The organism is Alcaligenes sp. SORT26 (genome assembly GCF_017377875.1).
Classification (GTDB): Bacteria; Pseudomonadota; Gammaproteobacteria; order Burkholderiales; family Burkholderiaceae_B; genus Alcaligenes; species Alcaligenes parafaecalis.
This window is the reverse complement of sequence record NZ_CP070975.1, coordinates 3,743,323-3,760,979: the sequence shown is the minus strand read 5'-3', so window position 1 is coordinate 3,760,979 and position 17,657 is coordinate 3,743,323. Positions and strand designations below refer to the sequence as shown.

Here is a 17,657-nt window from a genome sequence, read left to right as displayed (position 1 = left end):
AATGGCAATGTAGCAAAACCGCCCCACTTCAATCATGACCGCTCGTCAAAGACCCATGAGAAATACTCAAAGCGGCCTAGCCCGACTTCATCAGCTCTGAAGAGATGGTCTGAATAAACAAGGGCACACAGGGATTGGCATTACTTTCCTGCCACATGATGTTGATAAAGGACTGTGGATGCTGGCCCGACAAGTCCAGATCAATGGCCACCAGATCACGATGCACGTATTTGCGCAAAGACTGAGACAACACGGCAATGCCGATATTGGCCGCCACCATGCTCATGATGCCGGTAATGGTGCTGGCTTCCTGCACGGAATTAGGATGAAAACCGGCATGTCGGCACAAGGAATAAAAATAACGCCGCCAGACCTGCCAATGCGTCTTGCTACCCACCACAAAGCGCTCATTGGCCAGCTCCACCAAAGGAATCGACTTTTCCTTTGCCAGCGGGTGATCACTTTGCAGAAGAACGATAGGATCATCCCGGCATACCGGCTTCCACTGCACACCCAGTTCCTCGGGGTCGTCCGAGAAGGCAAAACCAAAACCCAGGTCCAGGCTGCCCTGCTGCAAACCCTGAATCTGCTGCTGGGTGGGCATATATAACAAATCGGTTGTGATGTTCGAGTACTGCTGCTTGAAGTGCTCCAGCGTTCGGGGCAGCACGTCCTGCACGGCGTAGTCGTTATAGGCAATGATCAGGTGACCAATATCGCCAAACTTGGCTTTCTGGGCCAATTCAATCCCGCGCTCCAGATGCACAAAAACCTGCTCTATTTCTTGTAATAACAGGAACCCTGCCGCTGTCAGCCTGACCTGGCGCGTGCTGCGCTCAAACAGATCTACCTGCAAGTCCTCTTCCAGCTTTTTGATAATGCGCGTCAGCCCCGGCTGTGTGATGTGCAGCAGCTCGGCCGCCTTCTTGAAATGCAATTGTTCAGCCACCGTTTTAAAGGCACGCAGGTGATGCAAATCAAGACGTCCAGGGATCATGGCTCAGCTCGTTTTTTTTGATTAATAACATCTCGATCAATAATAGTGCGCGAATAGTGAATGGACAAGCAATTTGCAGAGGTTTAGCTTATCAATCACGCGTCAGTCGGCCTGTTTACGCCAGTGTTCCGAGCTGATGCAGACCCAGACACAAAGGAGACCATGACCTCGTTCCCGTCGATTCTTTATTCGACGTTTGAATCACCATTAATAAAACGAATACCAAGGTATCAATAATAAAAACAGACAGCCCCACAGGGTTTGATTTCAGAAAAAACAGATAGTCCCAATACTTGAGGAGACATAAGTATGCAAAGGGCAAACACCGTGGCCGAATCGGAGCATACCGATACCGGCCATATTAAAAAAGTAATGATGGGTTCGGCGGCGGGCACCATTGTTGAGTGGTTTGATTTTGCTTTATTCGGCTATATGGCCGTCTATATTGCACAGAACTTCTTCCCGACCGAAGACAAGATGGCAGGCTTGCTGGCCACCTTTGCGGTGTTCCTGGTCTCGTTCATTGTGCGGCCCTTGGGGGGCATTTACTTTGGCAGGCTGGGTGACCGGATTGGCCGCAAGAAGATTCTGGCCCTGACGGTTCTGCTGATGTCTGGCTCTACCGCCGCTATTGGCCTGATTCCCACCTACCACAGCATTGGTATCTGGGCACCGATTCTGCTGATCATCATCCGCTGTATTCAGGGGCTGTCGGCGGGTGGCGAATACACCGGCGCCACCATCTACACCGTTGAACACAGCCCCATGAACAAGCGCAATTCCTACGCCTGGGCCATGTCCGGCGCAACCTACTTTGCCTTTGCGCTGGCCGCCGGGATCAGCGCGGGTCTGGCCGCAATTGTCGGCACCGAGGCGATGGGCGACTGGGGCTGGCGCACCATTTTCCTGCTGGCTATTCCTATGGGGATTGTGGCTTTCTTCATTCGTGACCACCTGGCCGAATCGCCCGAGTTCCAACAAATGCGGGCAGAGAAAAAGGGCCAGATCAGCTACAGCGCCTCGCAGGTATTCAAGGCGGAAGGTTCCAATATTGTGAAGCTGGGCGGCTTTATCGTGCTGTACGCCCTGTCCTTCTACATCTTCTCCACCTACATGAACACCTTCCTGCGTACCGTCATTGGTTTGTCGTCGGTCCAGTCCCTGACCGCCAATATGGTTGCCTTGCTGTTCGTTACTGCCCTGACTCCGATTGCCGGGATTATTTCCGACAAGGTGGGCCGTCGCAAAATGATGCAGTTTGCTGCGGTATGGCATGCGCTGTTTACCATTCCCGCCTACATGATCGTCAGCAATGGGGCCTCCTTGCAAGCCGCCATTATCGGGATGCTGATTATCGGGATTGGTCAGGTCGCCGCCAGTGTCGTGGCCGTCACCCTGCTGTCCGAGATGTTCCCCACTGACATGCGCTATACCGCATCGAGCATGTGCTACAACATCACCTTCGCGATTTTCGGTGGCACTGCACCGTACCTGGCTATCTGGCTGACCACACAAACCGGCAGCTATCTGGCTCCTGCTTTCTACGTGACAGTGGTCGCTGTGCTGTGCTTTTTCTGGGTCACAGTATTAATGCCCGAGACGGCCAACAAGCCCTTGCGCCGCTATCACACCGAACCTGTGCCCGATGGCAAAGCGGCCAGCAGTTTGGGTAAAGCCAATGCAGGCTAAACGCTAAAATCTGGACATATTGTCGATATCAAACAGCCCTGTTTTACAGGGCTTTTTTTTTATGCCGAAAAAGAATTGATTTACGGTAAACCTTATTCACAAAAACGAAATTCAGCGTATACAAAAAGCATATTCCCTTAGCTGCTTCGATAGAATAGCCTTCTATCTATAGAACACAGCCACAGTAGACTCACTCCCTGCCTCCTGCAGACCCAAGAACGAGCGCGCGCTGCCAAAGGGAAACCCGATATGACCACCATAAGCCTGACAGACGTAACGGTACGCAGCGATGACAGCTCGCGCGCTGAAGGATGGCTGACTGTGGAATTCAGCAATGGGCACACGATTCATGCCTACTGCCCTGATGCTCAGGACAACTGGAGCCAGGGCACCCAGCGTCTGTGCACAAACCAGAACGAGCCAGGCCTGCAAAACACCCAGGTGGACAAGCTCTTGCTGCAGGCTGCCAACGACGGCAGCTACATCGTCCTGCAAGCTGATTTACCCAGGGCCAGCACTCCCATGACCTACGCCCGCCCAGCCAATGAGCATGTCTATATGGAACTGCCGCATCAACAGCAAAGCGTGTTCAGCGCCGACTTCCTGATGATTGCTGCGATCATTGCGGCGGCGCTGTATGGCCTGAAATGGGCATTTGAAAAATACCTTCTGCCCAAGCTGTAAGAACCGCGGCCCATAAAAAAACGTCCTGTAAAAACAGGACGTTTTAGTTTCAGCAAGCAGGCAGACTATTACACCAGCACTGCGGCCACTGCCCCTAGAAACCGTTGCTGCAATTGCAAGGCTTGCGACAGCAAGAGATCATCTTGATGCGGCTTGCCAATCAACTGCAAACCCAGAGGCATTTTCTGGTGATAGCCCAAAGGCAAGGAAACAACAGGAAGGCCGACAAGCTGCCAGGCCCGGCTCATGAAAGGCGCCCCCGTCCCTTCCGTTTTAGACGGGGCCACCCCTGCCGCAGCGGGTGCCAGTATGAAGTCCACTTGCTCGCGTTCAAACCACTGCAGCAAGCTGCGCTTAAGCTCATCGGCTCGCTGCAAGGCGATGATGTACTCCTTGTAAGGCAAAGCCAGACCGCTGCTCATCAAGCCCTGCATGTGCGTACTCAAGGCTTCAGGCTGCTGTTGCTCGTAGAGCAGATTACGGGCCACTTCATAAGCCATGATCTGGGCATGCAAGGCCGTCAACTCTGTGATGGCATCCACAAAGGGAAAGTCGATGGCTTGATGCCCCTGCTCTTGCAAGGCTTGCTGGCACGCCGTCAAGGTCTCCAGCATGGGAGCCTGAATATCACCCAAAGCCTCCCCCGAGAAGGTGGCAAACACATAAGACTGAGGGGTGCCCGGTGCTGCCAGGTTCAAGGATTTATGCAGCAGGATATTACGTACCAACAGGGTATCGAGCACATCGTTGCTGATGATACCCAGCGAATCCAGTGATTGAGCCAGGGGCTGGATATTGCGCAAGGAGAACTCATTCTTGCTGCCTACGTAGCCAATGCAGCCACAAAACGAGGTAGGCCGAATCACCGAAGCCGCTGTTTGAGTCCCAAAGGCAATCGGCACCATGTAGTCCGCCACAGCCGCAGCGGAACCACTGGACGAACCACCTGGCGTGCGCTGTGGATCATGGGGGTTACTCGTTTTTCCCGCCTGAAAATAGGCAAATTCGGTAGTGACGGTTTTGCCCATCAAAATACCGCCTGCCGCTTTCATGGCCGTCACACAAGACGCATCCATGTCCGGGATACGATCCTGATGAATCGCCGAGCCCATGGTGGTGGGGATATCAGCCGTATCAATCACATCCTTGACCGCGAAGGGCAGCCCCATCAAGGGCGAGGCCTTGTAGAACTCGCTGCGGCTTTCGTATTCGGCCAGATAGTCTTCCTGGTCAATCAGATACTGCCAGGCACCCACCTTTTCTTCACGAACGGCAATACGTTCGTAAAAAGACGCCATGATCTCCGGCAAGGTGACCTCCCCTGTATGCAGGGAATGCAGCAACTGGTGCAAGGGCAACTTAAACCACTGTCGTTTCATGCTGCCACTCCTTCAGACGATGCAACAACTGGGCATCCACGGTTGCCACTCCGCCCCCGATTCGACCCTGCTCCCCAGCGACATCAATCATGCCCAGCAAGACCAGGGGCCCTGTATCACTGGTTTTGATTGCAGCCATATCGCTCACACCCAGACGCCCGGCCAGAAAAGGCAAACGCGTCATCAAAAACCGGCTTTGCCGACTCAGATAATCTGCGGGCAAAAAGGCCTGCAAGTTCTTCGCACTTAAGCCAGCCAGATCCAGACACTGCCCACCCAGACCCAGAAAATCCACCACCGCACTATCGCCCAAAGCGCCCAGAGCCTGGGCCTGCTCTTTAGCCGCTTCTTTCTGACCGGCAATAAGAGGGGCATCTACCACCAACCAGTTGCTTGAACCCGCCAGTTGCAGACCAAAGCGCAAGCCATTGCCACCTACTTTGACAATGGCATCTGCTCCTTCAGCGCGTGCCTGCGTCGCCAGAATCAGGGCGCTGGCAGCCATCCAGTAGTTCAAGGCCCATGCCATCGCACCGTAGAGAAAGCTTGTGCTTTGCTCATCATTAATGCCCCAGGAGACAATAATGTCGGCCAGCAAGCCGGAGGCATGCATCGTGCGGGCATGACCATCATCACCATTGAGCAGGGAAGCCTGCACAATCGGAGCCAGATTGACTGGACCACCAAAGTGAGAGGCCAGCCTTGAACCCAGATCCTGATGCAGCCAGCGCAGATGCGGCACCATTTCATCGGCAAAAATACCCAGGCGGGTGCACCACTGCATCCCTTCATTCAGCACAGAGTACTTTTTGTTCTCAGGCCGATTGCTGTCGCTCACCTCCAGCACATACATGGAAGGTGTCACCACGCCAGCCAAGGGAACGACCACATCGTAATCCTGGGCAGGCGCAAGCTGCACTCCGCCCTCATCCAGCAAGGCTTGTGCTTCTGTCTTGCTGCTTGCCCAGCCTTCATACAGGATTCCCACCAGCACCGAATTACGGATGGCTGGCGGTAACTCTGCCGCATCGCGAAAAGGAGGCCCGGCATGTAAAACCAGGCGGGCCTGTGACGGCAGAATTGCTTGCAGTGGCTTGACCCCAGTCCAGAACGGCAGGACGGCGGCGGCTTGCTTGTCTACATGCTGAGCCATATGCCCTCCTTACGCCACGCGCACCCAGGTTTCACTATTGGCCAGGCTGGCCGATTGCGCCCGCGTGCCATTGAAGTCCCGCTCTATGGTGCTACCGGGCAAAGCGGTGCCATTAATCAACACCCTGGCCTGCTGAGCGGGATGAAACACACACATCATTTCGTGCTTCTGGGTTTGAGTCTGGCTTTGCGGCAAATCCACACAAATCGCAGGCTGGGTCATTTGATGCCATTGCAGCGCTATCTCCAGACCCGCACTGGCCGAGCTGACCGATTCTGTGACCAGCTCAGGAAAGCGGTTGACGGTCTGAAACACGCCATCACCCAACACCTTCAATTTATCCAGGGCGACCGCTTTGCGAAACAGGCCAAAATGACGCACAAAATCACGCACCAGATACTCCGCCAGGGCCTCGTTATCGGTAATCAGCCAGCGCGCGTCACTCTCCTCTCCTTCCTCGTAAGGCTTGTCCAGCACCAGAATGGCCTGACCACTGCCGTATTCCGAACTGGCGATACGGAAATACAAGGACAAGGAAGACCAGTCCTGATCAGGATCGGTTTTCAAGTAGATAAAAGGGTTGTCGCCCGTCCAGTCCAAGGTGCCTGTTTTAATACCGTTCATGCTCAGTCTCCGTACTTATGTTTTTAGTCATGGGCTTGATCTGGCTGCTCTCAAGCCTGTTCTTTTGCCACTGCATATTCTTCGCGTAACTGCGTGAAATCCGTGCTGGGCTGCCAGCCCAGGATGTCCTTGGCAGCACTGCTGCTGAAAATGGAAGCGCGTGGATTGTTCTGATACCAACGCGGGTTCTTGATGGGCGGGACAGAGCCAATAATCTGCTGATACCACTCGGTCGTTGCCGCAGGATGAGAGCTGTCGTCCGCACTGATGAAGAACACGCCATAGCGCAAGCCCTGCACATTGACGGCCGCTTCAAAGGCACGCGCCAGATCAGCCGCCCAGATGTAATAGAACAGCCAATTACGATCCGGGCTATCCACAAACTGGATGTATTCGGCAATGGTTTCCGGCAAGACCACCGCCAGCGGACGCAAGCAGATCACGTCCATATCCGTGGCATCGCTAAAGCTCTTTGCCATCTGCTCCATCATGATCTTGCTGACGCTGTAGGCCTGATAAGGCTTGTTCTCGTGGGCCTCATCCACAGGCAGATACTGGGGCTTCCAGTCCGCGCGCATTTCAGACAGACCGCAGGCCGAAATGCTGGAACACAGCACCACTTTCTTGACACCGTTTTCGCGACAGGCTTGCAGTACATGCCAGGTGCCCCGCACATTGACATTGATGTATTGCTCTTCCGGCGCTTTCCAGTCGAAGTCGATCGCCGCCAGATGGATGACCGCGTCGGCATCTTTGGTGGCAGCGCGTACGGCCTCCAGATCCATCACGTCAGTTTGAATGAATGAAACCTGATGCTGGCTGGGCTTCAAATCGGCCACCACCACGTCCATGGTCTGCATAAGCTGCTGAACCACGTAAGACCCCACACGGCCCGAGCCGCCTGTAACCACCACTTTTTTCATGGTGTGTTCTCCTGTTTATTGTTATAGATCCAAAACCAATTCAGCCGACACGGCCCGCGAGACGCAGATCATCATGGTTTCATTAAGCTGCCGCTCCTCGGGGGACAAGACGAAATCCCGGTGTTCAGGCAGGCCCGAAATCACCACCGTCTCGCAAGTGCCGCAAGTCCCGTTCTGGCACGAGCACTTGACCCGTATCCCCTCACGCTTCAGGGCGGCCAGGATGCTTTCATCACTGGCGACCACGATGCTTTTTCCAGATTTCTGCAAAGTCACCGTAAAGCTTTGGCCCTGCAACAAAGCAGGGTCGGCTTCCACCGAGAAGCGCTCCAGCACCAGTTGCCAGCCAATTTCTGTCTGTTCCTGTTGATAGCTTTCCAAGGCATTGAGCAAAACTTGCGGGCCGCAGGAATACACGACGGTGTTCTCGTCCAGCGCCTGCAAGGCTCCCTGCAAATCAAACAAGCCATCCTGATTGGAGGCATGTGCCGTAATGCGGGTCCCATCCACTTGCTGCAACTCGTGAAGAAAGATGAAATCTGCCGCGTTTCTGGCCAGATACAACAAATGCCAGTCCAGACCGGCTGCAGCCGCCGCCTGGACCATAGGCACGATGGGCGTAATGCCGATACCGCCCGCGATAAAAAAGCACTTCTTATCTGCAGCAAAGGGAAAGTGATTCTTCGGGCTGCTGACCGCTACAACATCACCTTCCTGCAACACCTCATGGATATAGGCAGAGCCACCCCGACCCGCGTCCTCTTTCAGAACCGCAATTTGCCATTCACGCGTATTGGCCTGTTGGCCGCAGAGTGAATACTGTCGATAGAGCGGCTCATCCTTGGAGACCGCCAGTTCCAGCTCAATATGAGCGCCCGGCTCCCAGACGGGAAACTCTGCCCCGTTTTGCAGACCGAGCGTCAAACCCACCACCCGCTCTGATAGCCGGGTCTTTTTCAGCACGCGTGTTTGCAATGTTTGCTGCATGATGCTGCTCCCGCTCCCTTAGGCAATCGCTCGGATCGGCAGGACCCGGCTCTGCTCGTCTGCCCGGCTGTCTTCTGCGCGGTACAGATCAATCAGCCAGTTCTGCAAACGCTTGATGACCAGTTCCTCGTTGGTCAAACGACCACGGGAGGCAAAATTGGACTGCATGCCCATGTGCGAACGACGCCATGCAAACAGATCCTCGATCATGACCGGGTACAGATCATCGTGTTCCTGGTCGAATTTCTCTTTGTGATCCTCGCGCTCCAGCGTGGATTGCGGGTACATCCAGGACACGCCATAGGTCGATTGCTTGGCGCTTTTGGGCAGCCACATGAAGTACTTCACCTTGTCGGGCATGGCCACCAGCAGCAGGTTTGGCGCCACCGTCACGTAGGACAGTTGGGTACGCTCCTGATCGGTCAACGAGCCCATGGGCGGCTGCAGAACCGAACCGGTATGGGTAGGGGCCGCATCGATGTGCGTGGAGATCAGGTTGTAGGACACGATGCCATTAGAGACATCGTTAAAGACTGCGCCTTCATCCACGCGGTCGGGATTGGTTTCGTACATACCGCCCCAGGAGGAAGCATGCAGAAAGCTGCAGTGGTAGCACTCGTCGTTAAAGATCTTCCAGTTCCAGTCAAAACTCTCCATCTTCAAGGGCTCGGAAGACTTCAGTTCTGACATGCGGTAATTTGCCAACTGCTTGCCCAGGTTTTCCAGGCGGGTATGCAGGGCAGGAGCCAAAGCGTCGTAGTTGATGAAAATGAAGCCTTCCCAGACCTCGGTACGGATCTTGGGCAGACAGACACTTTTCGGATCAAAGCTGGCACCGGTATCAGTCAGGCCAGGGGCGGACACCAGCTCGCCTTCCATGTTGTAGACCCAGGCGTGCAAAGGACAGCTAATGCGGCGCACATTGCCCGTGCCTTCCAGCAAAAGCATATTGCGGTGGCGGCACACGTTGGACAGCACATTAATGCCGCCTTCACGGGTGCGAATGGCAAATAGCGCGTCATTACCCACATCAAAGGTGAAGAAGTCACCTGCATTGGGAATATCAGTGGCGCGGCCCACACAGAACCATTGCTTCTTCCATACCGCGTTCAGCTCGAACTCAAAGAAGTCTTCCGAGTTGAAGCACTCGGGCGGCAAGGCATAGACTTCATCCGTTTCCTGCTGAAAGTAGCTTCGATCGAACTCCTCAATTGCGATCGGTGAGCGTAGGGCTTTATTCATCTCGATATCTCCTCGGGTCTGCAAGAGCACCCTGAATGGCTTGTTATTAGGTCAGGCCAATCATGCGACAGGGAACGAGGCTTGAAAATTGAGCAAATTTGACGGAACGATGAGTTTTTTTTGAGGCTGGCTGGCAGCAGACGCAAAAAAGCCTGCTGATGGGCAGGCTCTCAAGGCGATAGTGACTGTGATTGCTAGTGCTACTGCTCCTGCCAGCTACTGCTGCGACCGAAGAAGCATAGTCAGATGCAGCTCAAGGAATGGCGATAGAGGCCACCCAGTCAATGAACTCCTGCTCCTGACTGCTGATATTGGCTTCTTTGGGATAAGCCAGGAAATAGGCATATTCATCCAGATACACGTCAAAGAGCTGAACAATATCCCCCTTCTCGATCATGGGCCGCAACAGCGCCGGACAGCCCAGCATCACGCCTTGCCCATTCAGAACGGCGTTCATGCGCACATTCGTGTCATCAATATGAAAACCCTTCCTGGCCGTCAAATCCTGCCCCGCCGCCTTGCGCAACCATTGCTCCCAGCACAACTGATTTTCTTCATGGATCAGCACATGCTGGTTCAAGTCGGCAGCGGATTCGATCTTGCCATGAGCCTGCAAATAAGACGGCGCACACACGGGCGTCAGATTGCCCGGAATAATGCGCAAGGTCTGTAACTGCGGCCAATCATCCTGCTTGCCCCAGACAATTGCAAAGTTGATGTTGTCTCTGAAAAAATCCGGTGCTTGCAGGCGGTGCAGCAAATTAATTTCAATATCCGGGTGTTTCAACCAGAAATCACCCAACTGCCCCGTAAACCACATGCTGGATACGAAAGGCCGCAGGGATAGATTGATACGGCTTTTACCATGCGGCATACGCAATTCGCTCAAGGCCTGGTTGATTTCATAAAACGGGCGTTGCAGGCGATCAAACAGGAACTGGCCCTTGTCCGTCAGCTCCAAAGAGCGGTTTTTACGCAAAAACAGCTTGCAGCCCAGGTACTCTTCCAGAACCTTGACCTGGTGACTCACCGCCGAAGGAGAGACCAGCAGATCTTCTGCCGCCTTGGTGAAGTTCAACCTTTGTGCGGACACCGTAAAGGTTCTTAAGGCATTCAGTAATGGCACCTGCATGACGGGCTATGTCTCCTGATGATGGTCGCTTTGATTTGGAATTATTTATTATCGGGAGCATAAGCCCTGTCGACCTCAAAAACCAGTCAGGCAGAATACGGACTGCTTGATGGGCATAAAAAAAACCGGCCTGGGCCGGTTTTTCAAAATACATGCAGGCTTACTCTTCCGTATCGGTCTTGCGCCGCACCGGAACCAGCACACTACGCGCTTTTTCCCGAGACGACTTGGCCGAGTCAAACAGCTTCCACGCCCCCAGGGCCAAGGCCCCGATTCGCATCCATCGACCGCCAAAACTGCTCAACACAGCCGACGCACCCGACAGCAAAAACGGATAACGACGCGACAAGGACAAGGCACTGGTCACCACACCGCCCATGCTCAAGCCAGAGGGTTTGACGCTGTTCCACAAATTGCCAGGACTCAAGTCATCGCCCAGGGAATGAATCTGGGACGACATGGTCTGCCTCTCCAGGGAGGCGCGGACTCGCAGCAATTCGATACGCACGGCCCGCTCCTGGGCGGACATGCTCTCTTGCTTAGTGCTCATTTCCCGTCTCCCTCGGAATCCCTCAAGCGCTCAATAAACGCGACATCGCGACGCAGCTCGGACAAGGTGGCTGAAAAAGGAATCGGACCGGTGGTCAGGCGTCGACGTACGGCCAGGAACAAACCTATTCCCAAACCTGCGTACAGGACAACCAGTACCCCAAGAGCCCAATAACGGTAATCGGTAGGCCAAAAGTACAAAGCCAGCAACAAGCTGAACACCAGCACGGCCAGTGTGGAGAACAGCAGTGCGCCGAACACCATGCTGAAGATGGTAATCAGGCTCGCCTTTTGCTGACCAGCTTCCAGAGCAAACAGCTCCAGGCGCGTACTGACAGCCCCTATCAAGGTCGAACCTAGCTGACTGATCGTTTGCCTAAGCGCCATGATGTATCCCTGCTCTGCGGCATCCTGTCATGAACAGCAAGGACAAGTGCCTAAGGTCTAAAAGGCTGCCGACCTGAAACACGAGGCCCAGATCGGCAGAGCTACTTTTTTTGCTGCTGCAGCCCCGGACAGGGCCAGCAGCGCAGAGCAAAGACAGATTAACGACGGCTGATCAGCATGCCGAACATCAGGCCCACAACACCGGCGACACCAATGGCTTGCCAGGGTTTGTCGTGGACATAGTTATCGGTGGCTTTGGCAGCACGCACGCTGTGTTCAACCACCGCTTCCTGGGCGTCGTGCAAGGAATCCCGGGTCAGGCGCAATGAGCGCAAAGCTTTCTCACGCAGCTCACCGGCTTTGTCGCCCGTGGCTTCGGCTGCTTCACGCATCAATTGTTCGGCCTCATCCAGGCTTGCTTTCACCTCTTCGATGAATTTGTCTCCGCTGTTTTCCACACTTTTCTTGGTAGCCATATATAACTCCTTGCAGTTGAAAGGGACACGCGACAAATACGTATCGCCAAGTGAATTGATCACTGGTTTACTTCAGTTGCGTCACATCCACCGTGGATGGAACACCGTTCTGAATACTTTCCTGTTTCATGACCATCTGCACATCCGGGCAGTACCAGTCGGTAACCTGGGAATTAATGCCCGGAATCGGCAAGCTGATGCCGCTGAAACTAGCCTGGGTAGGCTCGATCTCGCGCTGATAGCGAATAGGCCAACATTGATAGTTGCCTAAGGCCGTCTGCACGGTTTGCTGGGCTCCTACCGTCTTGGCACCCGTATGGATACGCAAGACATTGGATGCCGACCGCTTGTCCAGATTTACCTGAAAATCCTGGCGAGGAAAGGTCTGACCTTCCTGCAATCCGCCATGCTCATAAGAAAACAGACCTAACAGGCGCAGGTCAAAAGAGCCTTGCACGGCTTCCAGACCACCACGGCCATCATCACGCTGAAAACGGGTGCGACCATCACGCACGGTCATCACGTAATCGATATTGGGCTTGCTGGCAGGCAAACCTGCCAGAGCCACACTAGCCTTGCCCTGCACGCGAGCCTGACATTGGTCGCCGCCCTGCTTTTTCACGTCGGAGAAAGCCAGATCCGCGCCCATGGCCAGAAAACCCGAGCCCGTCAGTTGTACTTGCCCGCCGTCCCGCATAAACGGCACGTCACACAAACCGGCCTGAGCCGAGCTCAGGCCCATCATGACAAACAGCGGTGCAAACATCCAAGCATTCAGTTTCATGTACATCCTGGTTTCAGTGAAACTTAGGTTTGACTCTTTATTATGCCTATCCCCTCTGGTGTACTGGCAAGGGATTGTAAAAAAGCACAACAAGTTCTGGGCTTAAATATCGCCGTCCTGAACTTTCTGGCGTGTACCAAAAATACGGTCACCGGCGTCGCCCAGACCAGGCACGATATAACCATGTTCGTCCAGGTGCTGATCAATGGACGCGGTATAGATATGGACATCAGGGTGGTGCTTTTCAAGAGTGGCGATGCCTTCAGGAGCCGCCACCAGCACCAGAGCACGAATATTTTTGCAGCCCGCTTTTTTCAGCAGATCAATTGTGGCGACCATGGAACCACCGGTTGCCAGCATAGGGTCGATAATCAGGGCCAGACGCTGGTCCAGTTCACCCACCAGACGCTCCAGATAGGTCTGGGCCTCAAAGGTTTCTTCGTTACGGGCGATACCGATCACGCTGACCTTGGCACCCGGGATCAGGCTCAACACACCGTCCAGCATGCCAATACCAGCACGCAAGATAGGAACGACCGTCACTTTCTTGCCAGCCAGCTTCTCCACTTCCACATCACCACACCAGCCCGAAATGGTGGTGGGTTCCAGGGGCAGATCCTTGCACGCCTCGTAGGTCAGCAAAGAGGCAATTTCCTGGGACATCTCGCGGAAATTCTTGGTGCTGAGATCTGCCTTGCGCATCAAGCCCAGTTTGTGGCGGATCAAAGGGTGGCGTATTTCGTGTATGGGCATGATTGCTTCATCAAATTAGGGACAAACTAAAAACAGGACCACCCCAAAGCGGCCCGCACTATCGTGATCGTTAACGTACTGCCAACCACTTCACCACAGCATCAAAAAAGGGTCGGGCAGAGGCAGAACGTTCGTCATTGACCATCATGACGACAATATACCGCTTTCCGCTGGCTCCCAGCACGTAACCGGCCAGTGCACGACTATCGCGCAGGGTGCCGGTTTTCAGGTGGGCGCGGCCCTGCACCTCGTCGTCACGCAAGCGCGAACGCACGGTGCCATCCACGCCGGAGATTGCAAAGGAAGAAATGTACTCAGGCATCCAGTTGGAGCGCCAGGCAACTTTCAGCATGTCGGCCATGCCGCCTGCAGTAACTCGTGCATTGCGGGACAGGCCCGAACCGTTATCCACAGTCCAGCCTGCGGTATTCACACCCTGACGGCCCAGAATATTCATCACCGCACGTTCGCCCGTGGCCACCGTGGCACCGGGGCCATTCATTTCTGCCCCCACCGTCAGCAAGATGGTCCGTGCCATCACGTTATTGCTTTGCTTATTAATAAGGCGGATCAAATCAGACAGGGATTGCGAATCGTGCCAGGTAATGGCCTGGGCACGGGCAGGCACGCGGCCTGTCTTGATGTCTCGCGCCAAAGTGCCGCCCAGATCACGCCACAGGCCACGGAACAGTTTGTCGAAAAATTCGGTTTGGGAATGCACCAGGCGGTAAACACTGAACTCTCCACAAGACGCTGCCGCCTTGCCACTGACTCGCACCACCATGCCACCGGCTTCAGGCTGAATCTGCGTGCCTACAACGGGCGAGCCAGGGCATGTAGCCGTGGACCACTCCACTTCACCCTGAACGCGTACGCCGGGCAAAGGCGGGTCGATAATCGCAATCCATTTGCGCGCTTGTGTATCAGGCTGAAACACCAGACGGGATGCGCCCAAACCTACCATCATGGCGTCCGGGCTGGCGTTGTAGGGGCGGTCACCCGCGTTATCAAAATCGCCTGGATTAATGGTGACATTACCGAAGATGGAACGATCCACAACAACTTCGGTCAGATTCTTCACCCCACGCAAGCGGAGCTCGCGCAACATGTCCCACAACTGCGGCACAGTCAGAAACGGATCGCCCCCGGCCTTGATATATAAAGGCCCTTTCAAAGTGCCTTGTTCGTCCACCTGCAGGCCATCCTGGGCCATCAAGGTGGTGCGCCAGGTATATTCTGGCCCCAGGGCGGACAAACCAGCCCAAGTACTGACCAGCTTCATGACCGATGCGGGATTGCGGGGCTCCTGGGGATTGACACCGATCAGGCGCGGGCCATCCGCCTCGTCCACCACAATGGACAGCGCCGATTGCGGCAGGCGGCTGGCATTCCACACCGAAGCCAACTCGGGCGGCAAGGCCTGGGCCAGGGCTAGTGATGCGCCTTGCACCATGAGCAAGGTGGCCAGGGCCACATGCTTGCAACGACTCAAAACAGGCTTTGCCTTTAAAACGCCCATGCCCTCGTCTCCAACAGATCAATTCAGGAAAGACCCAAGCATACCGAAAGAAAAACACCGAGGATATGGCCGTTTCAGCAATCTGGCGGCAAAGCGTTAAAATAGTCGGTTACCCCATCAGGCCCGGCCTTCTGGCCAGCGGCCCTTTACGACAAACCATGAGCATCGACCCCTCTTTAACTATCGCCCAGTTCGACTACGAGCTTCCCCCTGATCTGATCGCTCAAAGCCCCCCGGCCCAGCGCCAGGGCAGCCGTTTGCTGCATCTGGACGGTACCAGCCAATTACATGATCGCCAGTTCACCGACCTGCCCAGCCTGCTGCGCAAGGGTGACCTGCTGGTCTTTAACGACACGCGTGTCATCAAAGCCCGCCTGCAGGGCCAGAAAAGCAGCGGCGGCAAGGTAGAAGTGCTGATCGAGCGCGTCACCGGCCCCGATACGGCCCTGGCCCATATTCGTGCCAGCAAGTCCCCCAAACCGGGCACCTTGCTGGAACTGGCCGAAGGCCGTGTGCTAGCCGATTGCACGGGACGCGAAGACGCCCTGTTTGCGCTGCGCTTTCACGAACCCGTGCTGGACATGCTGGAGCAGTACGGCGCAACGCCCCTGCCGCCCTACATTACCCACACCGCCGGTGAAGAAGACGAATCGCGTTACCAGACTGTCTACGCCCGTCATCCCGGTGCCGTGGCCGCCCCAACGGCTGGCCTGCACTTTACCGATGAGATGCTGGCCACCCTGCGCGAACAAGGCGTTGACCAGGCTTTTGTAACCCTGCACGTCGGTGCGGGCACCTTCCAGCCCGTACGTGTCGATACGATCAGCGAACATGTGATGCATGCCGAGCGCTACCATGTGCCCGCAGCCACCCTGGCCAAGATCGAAGCCACCCGCGCTGCCGGTGGCCGCGTCATTGCCGTGGGCACCACCAGCGTACGTTCGCTGGAATCAGCCGCCAGCAAAGAGCCCGGCATGAACCAGCGCTGCGCCGATGGCAGTATTGAAGGCGATACGCGCCTGTTCATTACTCCCGGCTACCAGTACCAGTCTGTTGACGCGCTGATCACCAATTTCCATCTGCCCCAGTCCACCTTGCTGATGCTGGTATCGGCCTTGGCGGGGATCGAACCCATACAACGTGCCTACCAGCACGCCGTCCAATCCCGGTATCGCTTCTTTAGTTACGGCGATGCTATGTTCATTGAGCCCCTTAACCCATGAGTGGACTGAAGTTTGACCTTTTAAGCACCGATGGCGCCGCTCGCCGTGGCCAGATCACCCTGAACCACGGTGTGGTGCAAACCCCCATCTTCATGCCGGTAGGCACCTATGGCAGCGTCAAAGCCATGATGCCGCACGAGTTGAAAGATATTGGGTCGCAGATCATTCTGGGCAATACCTTCCACCTGTGGCTGCGCCCAGGCACGGAGGTCATGGACAAGTACAAGGGCCTGCATAACTTCATGCAGTGGGACAAACCCATCCTGACGGACTCGGGCGGTTTTCAGGTCTTCAGCCTGAAAGGCATGCGCAAGATTACCGAAGAAGGGGTGAAATTTGCCTCCCCCATCACCGGCGAGCGCCTGTTCCTGACCCCTGAAGTGTCCATGCAAATCCAGTATTCCCTGAACTCCGACATTTCCATGGTGTTCGACGAATGCACGCCCTACCTGATTGACGACCGCCCCGCCACGCATGATGAAGCGGCCAAATCCATGCGCATGTCTCTGCGCTGGGCCCGCCGCTCGCGTGAGGAATTCAAAAAGCTGGCCAACCCCAATGCCCTGTTCGGCATTGTGCAAGGTGGCATGTATGAAGACCTGCGCGACGAATCCCTGGCCGGTCTGACGGATATCGGCTTTGAAGGCTATGCCATTGGCGGCCTGTCCGTAGGCGAACCCAAAGAAGACATGATGCGCATTCTGGCGCACACCACACCCAAACTGCCCACCAACGCCCCTCGCTATCTAATGGGGGTAGGCACACCGGAAGATCTGGTGGAAGGCGTGAGCCAGGGCGTGGACATGTTTGACTGCGTGATGCCCACCCGCAACGCCCGCAATGGCTGGCTGTTTACGCGCTACGGCGACATCAAGATTCGCAATGCCCGCTACCGTGACGACACACGCCCGCTGGACCCAAGCTGCACTTGCCATACTTGTCAGCATTTCTCGCGTGGCTACTTGCATCATTTGCAGCGTTCCAATGAAATTACCGGCTCGCGTTTGAATACCTTGCATAACCTGCATTTTTATCTGCAGATCATGCAGGAGATGCGTGATGCCATCGAGCAAAAGCGTTTTTCCGCCTGGCGCGAACAATTCCACCAGGACCGAGCGCGTGGCATTGAATAACACGCGGTTTGTGATACCGCAAT

At 55.2% G+C, this 17,657-nt stretch carries 18 protein-coding genes; 4 read left to right on the top strand and 14 right to left on the bottom strand.

Features of this window, described 5'->3' with window-relative positions; genetic code table 11:
- Positions 1-76: 76 nt before the first annotated feature.
- Positions 77-997, bottom strand: coding sequence for a LysR family transcriptional regulator (locus JYG33_RS17190; RefSeq protein ID WP_207873356.1), 921 nt, complete (start codon positions 995-997; stop codon positions 77-79).
- A 309-nt stretch (positions 998-1,306) separates the two neighbouring features.
- Here JYG33_RS17190 and JYG33_RS17185 point away from each other — a divergent pair, with 309 nt between their 5' ends.
- Together JYG33_RS17185 and JYG33_RS17180 are read left to right on the top strand one after the other, a co-directional pair.
- Complete coding sequence (locus JYG33_RS17185) at positions 1,307-2,686, top strand: MFS transporter (RefSeq protein WP_207873355.1); 1,380 nt, start codon at positions 1,307-1,309, stop codon at positions 2,684-2,686.
- A gap of 249 nt (positions 2,687-2,935) precedes the next feature.
- Positions 2,936-3,370 (top strand): hypothetical protein, encoded by a 435-nt coding sequence (locus tag JYG33_RS17180; RefSeq protein WP_207873354.1) that lies wholly within the window; start codon positions 2,936-2,938, stop codon positions 3,368-3,370.
- Positions 3,371-3,438: 68 nt separating this feature from the next.
- On the opposite strand, the gene JYG33_RS17175 is transcribed toward JYG33_RS17180, so the two are convergent.
- From JYG33_RS17175 to dacB, 13 genes are all read right to left on the bottom strand, one after another.
- Positions 3,439-4,749: an amidase gene (locus tag JYG33_RS17175; protein ID WP_207873353.1), complete on the bottom strand. Its 1,311-nt coding sequence runs from the start codon at positions 4,747-4,749 to the stop codon at positions 3,439-3,441.
- The gene (locus JYG33_RS17170) at positions 4,730-5,902 is read right to left on the bottom strand and encodes a DUF1116 domain-containing protein (RefSeq protein ID WP_207873352.1); all 1,173 of its coding nucleotides are present in this window, start codon (positions 5,900-5,902) and stop codon (positions 4,730-4,732) included. The genes JYG33_RS17175 and JYG33_RS17170 overlap by 20 nt, the downstream gene beginning before the upstream one ends.
- Before the next feature lie 9 nt (positions 5,903-5,911).
- Complete coding sequence (locus JYG33_RS17165; RefSeq protein WP_207873351.1) at positions 5,912-6,526, bottom strand: NAD-dependent dehydratase; 615 nt, start codon at positions 6,524-6,526, stop codon at positions 5,912-5,914.
- 50 nt (positions 6,527-6,576) lie between these two features.
- Positions 6,577-7,449 carry an NAD(P)-dependent oxidoreductase gene (locus JYG33_RS17160; RefSeq protein WP_207873350.1) on the bottom strand — a complete coding sequence of 291 codons (873 nt, stop codon included), beginning with the start codon at positions 7,447-7,449 and terminating at the stop codon, positions 6,577-6,579.
- Positions 7,450-7,470: 21 nt separating this feature from the next.
- On the bottom strand, positions 7,471-8,436 hold the full coding sequence (locus tag JYG33_RS17155) for a PDR/VanB family oxidoreductase (protein WP_207873349.1): 966 nt from the start codon (positions 8,434-8,436) through the stop codon (positions 7,471-7,473).
- Between the two features lie 18 nt (positions 8,437-8,454).
- Positions 8,455-9,678, bottom strand: a complete 1,224-nt coding sequence (locus JYG33_RS17150) for an aromatic ring-hydroxylating dioxygenase subunit alpha (RefSeq protein WP_207873348.1) — start codon at positions 9,676-9,678, stop codon at positions 8,455-8,457.
- Positions 9,679-9,931: 253 nt separating this feature from the next.
- A complete protein-coding gene (locus tag JYG33_RS17145; protein WP_207873347.1) occupies positions 9,932-10,810 on the bottom strand; it encodes a LysR substrate-binding domain-containing protein in 879 nt (292 codons plus the stop codon).
- A 160-nt stretch (positions 10,811-10,970) separates the two neighbouring features.
- Entirely contained in the window at positions 10,971-11,360 is a 390-nt protein-coding gene (locus JYG33_RS17140; RefSeq protein ID WP_207873346.1) for a hypothetical protein, read from the bottom strand.
- Positions 11,357-11,746, bottom strand: coding sequence for a phage holin family protein (locus JYG33_RS17135; protein ID WP_207873345.1), 390 nt, complete (start codon positions 11,744-11,746; stop codon positions 11,357-11,359). Before JYG33_RS17135 ends, JYG33_RS17140 begins: the two co-directional genes overlap by 4 nt.
- A gap of 158 nt (positions 11,747-11,904) precedes the next feature.
- Positions 11,905-12,222, bottom strand: coding sequence for a DUF883 family protein (locus JYG33_RS17130; RefSeq protein WP_207873344.1), 318 nt, complete (start codon positions 12,220-12,222; stop codon positions 11,905-11,907).
- A 67-nt stretch (positions 12,223-12,289) separates the two neighbouring features.
- Complete coding sequence (locus JYG33_RS17125; protein WP_207873343.1) at positions 12,290-13,006, bottom strand: hypothetical protein; 717 nt, start codon at positions 13,004-13,006, stop codon at positions 12,290-12,292.
- A 102-nt stretch (positions 13,007-13,108) separates the two neighbouring features.
- Positions 13,109-13,759, bottom strand: coding sequence for a uracil phosphoribosyltransferase (upp, locus tag JYG33_RS17120; RefSeq protein WP_207873342.1), 651 nt, complete (start codon positions 13,757-13,759; stop codon positions 13,109-13,111).
- A gap of 70 nt (positions 13,760-13,829) precedes the next feature.
- Positions 13,830-15,278, bottom strand: a complete 1,449-nt coding sequence (gene dacB, locus JYG33_RS17115) for a D-alanyl-D-alanine carboxypeptidase/D-alanyl-D-alanine-endopeptidase (protein WP_207873341.1) — start codon at positions 15,276-15,278, stop codon at positions 13,830-13,832.
- A 158-nt stretch (positions 15,279-15,436) separates the two neighbouring features.
- Between dacB and queA the strand changes: the two genes are divergently transcribed.
- A complete protein-coding gene (gene queA / locus JYG33_RS17110) occupies positions 15,437-16,501 on the top strand; it encodes a tRNA preQ1(34) S-adenosylmethionine ribosyltransferase-isomerase QueA (RefSeq protein WP_207873340.1) in 1,065 nt (354 codons plus the stop codon).
- Positions 16,498-17,634 (top strand): tRNA guanosine(34) transglycosylase Tgt, encoded by a 1,137-nt coding sequence (gene tgt / locus JYG33_RS17105; protein ID WP_207873339.1) that lies wholly within the window; start codon positions 16,498-16,500, stop codon positions 17,632-17,634. Before queA ends, tgt begins: the two co-directional genes overlap by 4 nt.
- Positions 17,635-17,657 lie beyond the last annotated feature (23 nt).